This is a genomic window from Kosakonia sp. BYX6, assembly GCF_038449125.1.
Taxonomy (GTDB): domain Bacteria; phylum Pseudomonadota; class Gammaproteobacteria; order Enterobacterales; family Enterobacteriaceae; genus Kosakonia; species Kosakonia calanthes.
The window spans coordinates 992,937-1,006,159 of the sequence record NZ_CP151800.1; the positions used below are offsets into that span (position 1 = coordinate 992,937).

Genomic DNA, 13,223 nt, shown 5'->3' on the forward strand with positions numbered 1-13,223 from the left:
AGCGCATATGTTAAGGGTTTACCACTCCAATCGTCTGGATGTGCTGGAAGCATTGATGGAGTTCATTGTTGAGCGTGACAGGCTCGACGATCCCTTCGCACCTGAAGTGGTGATGGTGCAAAGCACCGGCATGGCGCAATGGCTGCAAATGACGCTGGCGCAAAAATTCGGCATTGCCGCCAATATCACCTTCCCGCTACCGGCGAGCTTTATCTGGGATATGTTTGTCAGCGTACTGGACGATATTCCCAAAGAGAGTGCTTTCAACAAACAGAGTATGAGCTGGAAGCTGATGTCGCTGCTGCCCGGCATGTTGGCGCGCGAAGAATTTGCCATGCTGCGTCATTACCTGAATGACGATGACGACAAACGCAAACTCTTTCAGCTCTCTTCCCGCGTGGCGGATTTATATGACCAATATCTGGTCTATCGCCCCGAGTGGTTGACGTGTTGGGAAGCTGACGAAATGGTGGATGGGCTAGACGAGGCGCAGCGCTGGCAAGCACCGCTATGGCGCGCGCTAGTGGAGCACACTCGCGCATTAGGCCAACCTCACTGGCACCGTGCCAATCTCTATCAGCGGTTTATTAACAAGCTCGAATCTGCACAGGAACCGCCTGTCGGGCTACCCGCCCGCGTTTTCATCTGCGGGATTTCCGCATTGCCACCCGTTTATCTGCAAGCCTTGCAGGCGCTGGGCAAACATATTGATGTCCACTTGCTGTTTACCAACCCGTGCCGTTACTACTGGGGCGATATTAAAGATCCGGCGTTTCTGGCAAAACTGATCACCCGTAAACGCCGCCATCACCGGGAAGATCGCCAGTTTCCGCTCTTCCAGGACACGCACAATGCCGAAGGCTTATTTAACGCTGACGGCGAGCAGGATGTGGGCAACCCGATGCTGGCGTCATGGGGAAAATTGGGGCGCGACAATATTTTCCTGCTGGCGGGTCTGGAGCGCTATGAAGAGCTGGATGCGTTTGTCGATATCACGCCCGGTACGCTGCTGCAAAACCTGAAGTACGACATCCTTGAACTGCAAAATAATGCGGTCGCCGGTGTCACCGCCGAAGAGTTTGCCCGCAGTGACAAAAAGCGCCCGCTCGATCCGGATGATCGCAGCGTTACGGTGCACATTTGCCATAGCCCCCAGCGCGAAGTGGAAATCCTGCATGACCGGTTGCTGGCGATGCTTGCAGAGGATCCTGAGCTGACACCGCGCGACATTGTGGTCATGGTTGCGGATATCGACAGTTACAGTCCCTATATCCAGGCGGTGTTCGGTAGCGCCAGCGGCGACCGCTATCTGCCTTACGCGATTTCTGACCGCCGCGCACGGCAGGCGCACCCGGCGCTGCAAGCCTTTATCAGCCTGTTATCCCTGCCGGACAGCCGCTTTGTTTCTGAGGATGTGCTGGCGCTGCTCGATGTGCCAGTGCTGGCCGCGCGGTTCAACATTAACGAAGAAGGGCTGCGCTACCTGCGTTTGTGGGTGAACGAGTCCGGGATTCGCTGGGGCATGGATGACGATAACGTGCGCGAGCTGGAACTGCCGCCGACCGGGCAGCACACCTGGCAGTTTGGTCTGACGCGTATGCTACTTGGTTATGCGATGGAGAGTCGTCAGGGGGAATGGCAGTCCATTTTGCCTTATGACGAGTCGAGCGGGCTTATCGCCGAACTGGTGGGGCACCTGGCCTCATTGCTTATGCAGTTGAATATCTGGCGCAGAGGGCTTGCCGAGGCGCGCCCGCTGGAAGAGTGGCTGCCGGTTTGTCGTGAAATGCTTAATGACTTTTTCCTGCCGGACCAGGACACCGAAGCGGCGCTGGCGTTGATCGAGCAGCAATGGCAGGCGATTATCGCCCAGGGCGTTGGCGCGAACTACGACGAGGCGGTTCCGCTCTCTTTACTGCGTGATGAGCTGGCTCAGCGCCTTGATCAGGAGCGTATCAGCCAGCGTTTCCTTGCGGGACCAGTCAACATCTGTACGCTGATGCCCATGCGCTCCATTCCATTCAAAGTCGTTTGCCTGCTGGGAATGAATGACGGGATCTACCCGCGTACGCTCCCGCCGTTGGGTTTTGACCTGATGAGCCAGAAACCACAGCGCGGCGATCGCAGCCGCCGGGACGATGACCGCTATCTGTTTCTTGAAGCGCTGATCTCTGCCCAGCAGCAGCTTTACATCAGCTACATTGGCCGCTCGATTCAGGACAACAAAGAGCGTTTTCCCTCTGTGTTGGTACAGGAGTTGGTGGATTACATCGGTCAGAGCCACTATTTGCCGGGCGACGAATCGCTGAACTGTGATGAAAGTGAACGCCGGGTGAAAGCGCATATCACCCATCTGCATACTCGAATGCCGTTCGATCCTGCCAACTACACGCCTGATGAGTGGCAAAGCTATGCCCGCGACTGGCTGCCCGCGGCGAGTTTGCAAGGCGAAGAACACCTGCCGTTTATTCAAACATTGGAAAATCTCCCGCTGGATACGCTCTCTTTTGATCAGCTCCAACGTTTCTGGACGCACCCGGTGCGGGCCTTTTTTCAGATGCGCTTGCGGGTCAATTTCCGCCCGGAAGAGAGTGAAATCCCCGATGCCGAGCCGTTTATTCTCGATGGCTTAAGCCGCTATCAGCTAAACCATGAATTGTTGAATGCGCTGGTTGAACAGCAGGATGCCGAAAAACTGTTTCGCCGTTATCGGGCGGCGGGAGCACTGCCCTATGGCGCGTTTGGTGAAATCATCTGGGAGACGCAGTGCCAGGAGATGCAAGCGCTGGCCAGCCGTGTGATTGAACATCGCCAACCCGCTGACAGCCTTGAAATTGACCTGCATTGTGCCGGCGTACACCTGACCGGCTGGCTGCCGCATGTGCAGGCGGATGGTCTGTTACGCTGGCGTCCTTCGCTGTTGAAGGTCTCGCAAGGTCTGCAACTTTGGCTGGAACATCTTGTCTACTGTGCCTGTGGCGGAACGGGCGAAAGCCGGTTATTTGTTCGCAAAGACGGGGAGTGGCGTTTTCCGGCGCTGCCTGCCGATCAGGCGCTGCACTACCTTGCCATGATGATTGAAGGATACCGGGAAGGGATGGCAAAACCGCTGTTGCTGCTGCCAGAAAGCGGCGGCGCATGGATAAAAGCCTGTTACGACGTGGCAAATGATGCCATGGTAAAGGACGAGGAGACGTTACAAAAAGCGCAGAGCAAATTTTTGCAGGCGTATGAAGGCAACATGATGGTCAGCGGCGAAGGCGATGATATTTGGTATCAACGTCTGTGGCGAACCCTGGAGCCGGAGTACTACGCTGAAATTACCGAACAGGCGCAACGTTTCCTGTTACCGCTTTATCGCCATAATCAGCCCGGCTGATCGTATAAAAATTGCGCAGAGTGGGTGCTTCCATTATCATGCGCGACGGTCACGGACTGATATAACAAACGTGCTGGCACAGTCAGCACACATTTACCCGCGCTCTCCATGGTCATTGAGAGGCGGGAAAAGTTAATGATGAGGTTCGTGAATGCCCCGCAGCACCTGGTTAAAAGCTTTAGTTCTGTTTTTTGCCCTCTGGGCGTCATTCAGTCAGGCAGACAATGGTTGGCAACCTGTTCAGGAAACCATCCACAAGAGCGACAAAGATACGCGTCAGTATCAGGCGATTCGCCTTGATAACGGCATGGTCGTGCTGCTGGTCTCTGACTCTCAGGCGGTGAAATCCCTCTCCGCGCTGGTGGTGCCGATTGGCTCGCTGGAAGATCCGCAGGCGCATCCCGGTCTCGCTCACTATCTTGAGCACATGACGCTGATGGGCTCGAAAAAATACCCGCAGCCGGATAGCCTCGCCGAATATCTCAAATTGCACGGCGGCAGCCACAACGCCAGTACGGCGCCTTATCGCACTGCGTACTATCTCGAAGTCGAGAATGACGCGCTGGATGGCGCGGTTGACCGTATGGCGGACGCGATTGCCGAACCCATTCTGGATAAAAAATACGCCGAGCGGGAACGTAACGCTGTTAATGCGGAACTGACGATGGCCCGCACCCGTGACGGGATGCGTATGGCGCAGGTCAGCGCTGAGACCATCAACCCCGCTCACCCTGGCGCGCGCTTCTCCGGCGGAAACCTTGAAACGCTGAGTGATAAACCTGACAGCCCGGTGCACGACGCGCTGCTGGCGTTTCGCGATCGGTACTACTCTGCGAACCTGATGAAGGCGGTGATTTACAGTAACCGTCCACTCGATGAACTGGCGAAGTTGGCCGTGAAGACCTACGGTCGCGTACCGAATAAAAATATCGATAAGCCGGAAATTACGGTGCCCGTCGTTACCGATGCGCAAAAAGGCATCATCCTGCATTATGTCCCGGAAGTGCCGCGCAAAGTCCTGCGCGTTGAGTTCCGTATCGACAACAACACCGCGGCATTTCGTAGCAAAACTGACGAACTCATCACCTATCTGATTGGTAACCGTAGCCCTGGAACGCTCTCTGACTGGCTGCAAAGCCAGGGGCTGGTTGAGGGCATTCGCGGCGATTCCGATCCGGTTGTGAACGGCAATAGCGGCGTGCTGGCGATCTCCGCAACCCTGACCGACAAAGGCCAGGCGAACCGCGATCAAGTGGTGGCCGCCATTTTCAGCTACCTGCAATTGCTGCGTGAGAAAGGCGTTGATAAACGCTATTTCGACGAGCTGTCGCACATTCTGGATCTCGATTTCCGCTACCCGTCCATTACCCGCGATATGGATTATGTGGAGTGGCTGGCGGACACCATGATCCGCGTTCCGGTTGCCCATACGCTGGATTCGGTGAATATTGCTGACCAGTTTGATGCCAAAGCGGTGCAGGCGCGTCTGGATGAAATGACGCCGCAAAACGCCCGCATCTGGTACATCAGCCCCGATGAGCCACACAACAAAATGGCTTACTTTGTTGAGGCACCTTACCAGGTCGATAAAATCACCGCGGAAAACTTCGCCGACTGGCAAAAGCGTGCGGCCAACATTGCGCTGAAGTTCCCGGAACTCAACCCCTATATTCCTGACGATTTCTCGCTGATCACCGCGACGAAAAAATATCAACACCCTGAACTGATCGTCGATGAGCCGACGCTGCGCGTGGTTTATCAGCCGAGCCGCTATTTCACCAATGAACCGAAAGCGGATGTCAGCGTGGTGCTGCGTAACCCGCAAGCGATGGACAGCGCAAAGAACCAGGTGATGTTTGCTCTGAATGATTATCTGGCGGGGCTGGCGCTTGATCAGTTAAGTAACCAGGCGGCGGTTGGCGGGATCAGTTTTTCCACCAATGCCAACAATGGCTTAATGCTTAACGCCAACGGTTATTCCCAGCGTCTGCCGCAGCTTTTCCAGACGTTGCTGGAGGGCTACTTCAGTTATACGGCAACGGATGAACAGCTTGAGCAGGCCAAGTCCTGGTATAGCCAAATGATGGCATCCGCCGAGAAAGGCAAAGCGTTTGATCAGGCAATTATGCCGGTGCAGATGGTGTCGCAAGTGCCGTACTTCCAGCGTGAAGAGCGCCGCGCATTGCTGCCGTCGATTACCTTGCAGGACATTTTGCAGTATCGCGATGCGCTGAAAAGCAACGCGCGCCCGGAATTCCTGGTAGTGGGTAATTTGAGCGAACAGCGGGTGAAAGACCTCGCTCACGATGTGCAAAAACAGCTTGGCGCAAACGGCACCGTATGGTGTCGCAACAAAGATGTGCTGGTGGATAAGCAACAGAACGTCAGCTTCGAAAAAGCGGGCACCAGTAGTGATTCCGCCCTTGCCGCAGTGTTTGTGCCGCCGGGCTTTGATGAGTACAGCAGTTCGGCATACAGCGCGATGCTGGGTCAGATTGTTCAACCCTGGTTCTACAACCAGTTGCGTACCGAAGAACAGCTTGGCTATGCGGTCTTTGCCTTCCCGATGAGCGTTGGCCGCCAGTGGGGCATGGGCTTCTTGTTGCAGAGCAACGACAAACAGCCTGCTTATCTTTGGGAGCGTTACAAAGCCTTCTTCCCGACGGCGGAAGCCAAACTGCGGGCGATGAAGCCGGAAGAGTTTGCGCAAATTCAGCAGGGCGTGATCGCGCAAATTATGCAAGCGCCGCAGACATTAGGTGAAGAGGCTTCCAAACTCAGCAAAGATTTCGATCGCGGCAATATGCGTTTCGATTCACGTGATAAAGTAGTGGCCCAGATTAAACTGCTGACGCCGCAAAAACTTGCTGACTTCTTCCATCAGGCGGTGGTGAAGCCGCAAGGTATGGCGATATTGTCACAGATCTCCGGTAGCCAGAGCGGGAAAGCGGAATACGCCCGGCCGCAGGGCTGGAAGGTCTGGGATAGCGCCAGCGCCCTGCAGCAATCCTTACCCTTGATGAGCGAGAAAGATGAGTGAAACAACCGCTGAGTCCCTTGATCCCCTGCGCTTGCCGCTTACCGGCGAGCGCCTGATTGAAGCCTCTGCGGGCACCGGTAAAACCTTCACCATCGCCGCACTCTATCTGCGGCTGTTACTCGGGCTAGGCGGCAACGCCGCCTTCCCGCGTCCACTCAGCGTTGAAGAACTGCTGGTGGTCACCTTTACCGAGGCTGCGACAGAAGAGCTGCGTGGCCGTATTCGCAGCAATATTCATGAACTGCGTATCGCCTGTCTGCGTGAAAGCACCGACAACCCGCTGTATGCCCGCCTGCTTGAAGAGATTGACGATAAACAGCAGGCCGCGCACTGGTTGCTATTGGCAGAACGGCAGATGGACGAAGCCGCTGTCTTTACCATCCATGGCTTTTGCCAGCGCATGCTGAGCCTCAATGCGTTCGAATCCGGCATGTTGTTCGAACTGCAACTGCTGGAAGATGAATCCCTGCTGCGTTACCAGGCCTGCGCCGATTTCTGGCGTCGCCACTGCTACCCATTGCCGCGCGCCATTGCGCAGGTGATCCACGAATCGTGGAAGGGGCCGCAAGATCTTCTCAAATCGATTGACCGCTACCTGCAAGGCGAAGCGCCGCAAATCAAATCGCCGCCGTCGGCGGCTGAGACACTCGCCTCCCGCCATCAGCACATTGTTGCGCAGATCGACGCGGTTAAACGCCAGTGGTTAGCCTCGGTCGGCGAGCTGGAGCCGCTGCTTGAAAACTCTGGCATCGACAGGCGCAAGTTCAACCGGGGCAACCAGGCGAAGTGGATTGAAAAAATCTCCGCCTGGGCGCAGGAAGAGACCTGCAGCTATCTGCTGCCGGAGGCGCTGGAAAAATTTGCGCAGTCGTTTCTCGCCGAGCGCACGAAAGCCGGTGGCGTGGTGCCGGAACATCCGCTATTTGTCGCCATTGAAGAACTGCGTGCGCAGCCTTTAACGCTTAATGATCTGGTGCTGACCAGCGCCATGCGCGAAATTCGCGAGGCGGTGGCAAAAGAGAAGCGCCGCCGGGGAGAGTTAGGTTTTGACGATATGCTCAGCCGGCTGGACAACGCGCTGCAAAGCCCGAACGGCGAGGCGCTGGCAGCCGCGATCCGCGCCCGTTTCCCGGTGGCGATGATTGATGAATTTCAGGATACCGACCCGCAGCAGTACCGTATTTTTAGCCGTATCTGGTTAAACCAGCCCGAGTGCGGATTGTTGCTGATTGGTGACCCGAAACAGGCCATTTACGCGTTTCGCGGCGCGGATATTTTCACCTATATGAAAGCGCGCGACGAAGTGAGCGCCCGCTATACTCTCGATACCAACTGGCGCTCGTCGCCGGGCATGATCGCCAGCGTTAACCGGCTGTTTAGCCAGATGGACGACGCTTTTATGTTTCGCCAGATCCCCTTCCTGCCGGTGAAATCCGCCGCCAAAAATGCCGGGCTACGCTTTGCGTTTCGCGGTGAAACCCAGCCCGCTATGAAGCTGTGGCTGATGGAAGGTGAGGGCGTCGGTGTTGGGGATTACCAGAGTTTTATGGCGCAACTTTGCGCCACGCAAATCCGCGACTGGCTCAGCGCCGGTCAGCAGAATGAGGCGCTGCTCTATGAAGGTGAAACCGCGCGGCCGGTCAGGGCGTCCGACATAACCGTGCTGGTGCGTAGCCGCCATGAAGCGTCGCTGATCCGCGATGCGCTCACGCTGCTCGGCATTCCCTCGGTGTATCTCTCCAACCGCGACAGCGTTTTTGACACGCCGGAAGCGCAGGAACTGCTGTGGCTTTTACACGCGGTGTTGACGCCGGAGCGCGAAAGCACACTGCGCAGTGCGCTAGCGACCTCAATGCTCGGGCTTACCGCGCGGGATATTGAAGCGCTTAATCTGGATGAGCAGGCGTGGGACGACGTGGTGGACGAGTTTTCCCGCTACCGCGAGTTGTGGCAAAAACGCGGTGTGATGGCGATGCTGCGCACGTTGATGAGCGCGCGCCACGTGGCGGAAAACCTGTTGGCGACATCTGGTGGCGAACGGCGGCTGACCGATATTTTGCACATCAGCGAGCTGTTGCAGGAAGCCGGGACGCAGCTTGAAAGTGAGCATGCACTCACGCGCTGGCTGACGCAGCACATCGCGGAACCCAATGCCAACGCCTCCAGCGAACAGCTACGCCTGGAAAGTGACAAACATCTGGTGCAGATTGTCACCATTCACAAATCCAAAGGCCTTGAATACCCGCTGGTCTGGCTGCCGTTTATCGCCAACTTTCGCGTGCAGGATCAGGGCTTTTACCACGATCGTGACTCTTTTAATGCCGTACTCGATCTCAGCCATGCCGACGAAAGCGTCGAACTGGCGGAAGCCGAGCGTCTGGCGGAAGATCTGCGTTTACTCTACGTGGCGCTGACGCGTTCGGTCTGGCATTGCAGTCTCGGCATCGCGCCACTGTTCCGTCGCCGGGGCGAGAAAAGCGGGCCGAGCGATTTCCACCAGAGCGCGCTGGGACGGCTTCTGCAAAAGGGCGAAGCGCTGGATGCCGCCGCATTGCGCAACGCGCTGCAACAGTTGTGCGATAACGATATTGTGCTTTCGACGCCGCCGACGCCGGATACCGCCCGCTGGCAATTTCCGCAAGCGGAAATGCCTGCGCTAAGCGTGCGTGAAGTGACGCGAAAAGTCGCCGATGACTGGCGCGTCACCAGCTATTCCGGGTTACAGCAACGCGCCCACGGTATTGCGCAGGATCTGCTGCCGCGCCTGGATGTGGACGCGGCGGGGGAACGGGAGGCGCAAGCGGAATCCATGCTCACCCCGCATCAATTCCCGCGCGGTGCCGCGCCGGGGACTTTTTTGCACAGCCTGTTTGAAGACCTCGATTTTACCCAACCGGTCTCGCCAACGTGGGTTAGCGAGAAATTACTCGCTGGCGGTTATGAAGAACACTGGCAGCCAGTATTGAGCGGCTGGCTGGAGACCGTGCTACACGCGCCGCTGACGCCTGCGGGCGTTTCTTTAAGCCAGTTAACGGCCAAAGAGAAACAGGTGGAGATGGAGTTTTACCTGCCGATTAGCGCGATGCTGAGCGCCGAGGCGCTGGATGGCCTAATCCGCCAGTACGACCCGCTGTCGGCTGGCTGCCCACCGCTGGATTTTCGCGACGTGCGCGGCATGCTGAAAGGCTTTATCGACCTGGTGTTTCGCCATAACGGGCGTTACTACCTGCTGGATTACAAATCCAACTGGCTCGGCGAAAGCGCCGAAGCCTACACGCAAGCGGCGATGGCGGCGGCAATGCAATCGCACCGCTATGATTTGCAATACCAGCTTTATAGCCTGGCGTTGCACCGCTATTTGCGCCACCGCATCGCGGATTACGACTATGAACAGCATTTTGGCGGTGTGATTTACCTCTTTTTACGCGGCGTTGAGGCGCAAAAACCGCAGCAGGGTATTTTCACCACCCGACCGGATGCCGCGCTGATCGCCCAAATGGATACCCTGTTTGCAGGTGTTGTACCGGAGATGACGCCATGAGTATGCAAGCTTTATTGCAGGATGCGATGGAGCAGAAGTTGCTGCGGCCGTTGGATGTCCAGTTTGCCTTAACCGTTGCCACAGAAGACGAACCGGCGGTGATGCTGGCCGCCGCGCTGCTCAGCCGCGATGCTGGCGAGGGGCACGTCTGCTTGCCGCTGGCGCGTCTGACGCCGGACGCGTTAGCCAATGGTTCGCCCCTTGTCAGCGCATTATTCGAACGGGCTGGGGAACCTGACGACTGGCAGGAAACCCTGCTGGCGTCGCCCGCCGTCGGCGATGGCAGCACCGCAACGCCGCTTATCCTGAGCGGTTCCCGGCTCTATCTGAACCGCATGTGGTGGAACGAACGGCGCGTCGCCGAGTTCTTTGCTGAACAGAGTGCGCTGGTGGAGGTGGATGAAGCCCGGCTGGCGCACGCGTTGGAGACGCTGTTTCCGCCTGGCGCGGATACGGAAGTTAACTGGCAGAAAGTCGCCGCTGCTGTGGCGTTAACACGGCGGATTTCGGTGATTTCCGGCGGGCCGGGAACCGGGAAAACCACCACTGTGGCGAAACTGCTCGCGGCGCTGGTGCAAATGGTGGATGGCGAGAAATGCCGCATCTGCCTTGCCGCGCCAACGGGGAAAGCTGCCGCGCGTTTGACCGAATCGCTGGGCAACGCGCTGCGCCAGCTTCCGTTAAATGATCAGCAAAAAGCGATGCTGCCAGAGGAAGCCAGCACGCTGCACCGCCTGCTTGGCGCGCAGCCTGGCAGCCAGCGTTTGCGTCACCATGCTGGTAACCCATTGCACCTGGATGTGTTGGTGGTGGATGAAGCGTCAATGATTGATTTGCCGATGATGTCGCGGCTGATTGATGCGCTGCCCCCCCGTGCCAGAGTGATTTTTCTCGGCGATCGCGATCAGCTGGCGTCGGTGGAAGCCGGCGCGGTGCTGGGGGACATCTGCGCGTGGGTAAATGCCGGTTACAGCGCCGAACGCGCCGCGCAACTGTCGCTCCTGACCGGCTCAACGGTTCCTGCGGGCACAGGCAATGCGGCGACGGCGCTGCGCGACAGCCTGTGTCTGCTGCAAAAAAGTTACCGTTTTGGCAGCAACTCCGGCATTGGCCAACTGGCGGCGGCGGTCAATCGCGGAGATAAAAGCGCCATGCGGGCAGTCTTCAACCAGGGTTTTGGTGATATTGAACGTAAACCGCTGAACAGCGTTGAAGAGTACCAGGTGATGATCGACGATGCGCTGGCGGGTTATGCGCATTATTTGTCGCGGGTGCACAGCAACGCGGCGCCGGAAGAGATCATCGCCGCGTTTGGTGAATACCAGTTGTTATGCGCGCTGCGCGAAGGGCCGTTTGGCGTGGGCGGGCTAAACGAACGGCTGGAGCTGGCGCTGGTACGCAAGGGGCGAATTTCCCGCCTGACGCATTCGCGTTGGTATCACGGACGACCGGTGATGATTTCGCGCAACGATTCCGCGCTGGGGTTGTTTAATGGCGATATCGGAATCGCGCTGGATCAGGGGCAGGGGATACGCGTCTGGTTTCCGCTGCCGGATGGCAACATCAAATCGGTTCAGCCAAGCCGTTTGCCCGAGCATGAAACGGCCTGGGCGATGACGGTGCATAAATCGCAAGGATCCGAGTTCGATCACGCGGCGCTGATTTTGCCGGGGCAGATTGTGCCGGTCATCACGCGCGAACTGGTTTACACCGCCATTACCCGCGCGCGCAAACGGTTGTCGCTGTATGCCGACGAACGTGTGCTGACGCAGGCGATTGCCACGCGTACCGAGCGGCGCAGCGGGCTTGATGCGTTATTCAGTACGCTTAAGTAACACCCCCGCAGAACGCGGGGGCTGGGTTCAGGTGAGATCCGCCATCAGCACTTTGGAGCGCCGCTGGTAGTTGTACATCTCTTTTTTGGTTTCCGGCAGCGAGTCGATATCCACCGGCGTAAAACCGCGCTCCTGGAACCAGTGAATGCTGCGGGTAGTCAGCACAAACAGCTTGCTCAGGCCAATCTGCTTCGCCTGCGCCGCAATGCGCTCCAGCAGCACTTCGCCACGTGACGAACTGCGGTAATCCGGGTGCACGGCCACGCAGGCCATTTCACCAATCTTCTCTTCCGGGAACGGATAGAGCGCCGCGCAGGCGATGGTCAGATTATCGCGCTCAATAATTGTGAACTTGTCGATTTCCATTTCCAGCTGCTCACGCGAACGGCGCACCAGAATACCTTGCTGCTCCAGCGGGCGGATAAGCTCAAGAATGCCGCCGATATCGTTGATGGTTGCGCGGCGAATTTGTTCGGCGCTCTCCATCACAATCTGCGTACCAATGCCGTCGCGCGAGAACAGTTCCTGCAACAGCGAGCCATCTTCCTGATAGCTGATTAAGTGGCTGCGACGCACGCCGCTGCGGCAGGCTTTCACCGCGCCGCGCAGAAAACGCACGGTACCGGAATGGTAATCTCCGCGTTCTTCCAGCACCTCAACGCGCGCCTGCGCTTCATTCGGGAAGAGCTCGGAAACAATGTCGCCGTCGTCGTTCATCACCCCTTGCGTGGAGCAAAAGCCGATCATTTTTTCTGCTTTAAGTTTGATGGCCAGTTGTGTGGCGATCTCTTCAGAAGTGAGGTTGAAGCTCTCGCCCGTGACGGAAACGGCGACCGGGCCCATCAGCACAATCGCGCCGCTGTCGAGCTGGCGGTGGATCGCTTCTTCATCAATGCGGCGAATACGGCCGCTGTGGCAGTAATCAACGCCGTCATCCACGCCCAACGGTTGGGAAATAATAAAGTTGCCGCTCACCACATTAATATGCGCGCCTTGCAGCGGCGTATTGTTGAGGCTCATCGACAGACGCGCGGTAATATCCAGTTGCAGCAGCCCGGCGGCTTGTTTTACCAGCTCAAGGGTTTTTGCGTCGGTCACGCGGGTATGTTTGTGATAAATCGGCTCGTGGTTGTGTTCGGCCAGATTTGCGTCGATTTGCGGACGCGCGCCATAGACCACAACCAACCTTATTCCTAAGCTATGCAGAAGGCCGATGTCGTTGACAATACTGGAGAAGTTTTCATGCTCAATGGCTTCACCGCCGAGCATAATGACAAATGTCTTTCCCCGATGGGCATTGATATAGGGAACGGAATGGCGAAATCCCTGCACCAGTTCGGTCCTGCGCTCTTTTACCACGGCCTGTCCTCACTGCATGATTATTCGTAAAATGTGTATTTTTATTCTTTTATGACCGTCGGCGCAAGT

At 57.2% G+C, this 13,223-nt stretch carries 5 protein-coding genes; 4 read left to right on the forward strand and 1 reads right to left on the reverse strand.

Features of this window, described 5'->3' with window-relative positions; all coding sequences use genetic code 11:
• The first annotated feature begins 7 nt into the window (after nt 1-7).
• The 4 genes from recC (at nt 8) to recD (ending at nt 11,795) form a co-directional block, all read left to right on the forward strand.
• Complete coding sequence (gene recC, locus AAEY27_RS04675) at nt 8-3,379, forward strand: exodeoxyribonuclease V subunit gamma (RefSeq protein ID WP_342323750.1); 3,372 nt, start codon at nt 8-10, stop codon at nt 3,377-3,379.
• Between the two features lie 151 nt (nt 3,380-3,530).
• On the forward strand, nt 3,531-6,419 hold the full coding sequence (gene ptrA / locus AAEY27_RS04680) for a pitrilysin (protein ID WP_342323751.1): 2,889 nt from the start codon (nt 3,531-3,533) through the stop codon (nt 6,417-6,419).
• Nucleotides 6,412-9,960 (forward strand): exodeoxyribonuclease V subunit beta, encoded by a 3,549-nt coding sequence (gene recB, locus AAEY27_RS04685; protein ID WP_342323752.1) that lies wholly within the window; start codon nt 6,412-6,414, stop codon nt 9,958-9,960. Before ptrA ends, recB begins: the two co-directional genes overlap by 8 nt.
• Nucleotides 9,957-11,795 (forward strand): exodeoxyribonuclease V subunit alpha, encoded by a 1,839-nt coding sequence (recD, locus tag AAEY27_RS04690; protein ID WP_342323753.1) that lies wholly within the window; start codon nt 9,957-9,959, stop codon nt 11,793-11,795. The genes recB and recD overlap by 4 nt, the downstream gene beginning before the upstream one ends.
• A gap of 27 nt (nt 11,796-11,822) precedes the next feature.
• Here recD and argA read toward each other — a convergent pair whose 3' ends face one another.
• Nucleotides 11,823-13,154 (reverse strand): amino-acid N-acetyltransferase, encoded by a 1,332-nt coding sequence (gene argA, locus AAEY27_RS04695; RefSeq protein WP_342323754.1) that lies wholly within the window; start codon nt 13,152-13,154, stop codon nt 11,823-11,825.
• Nucleotides 13,155-13,223 lie beyond the last annotated feature (69 nt).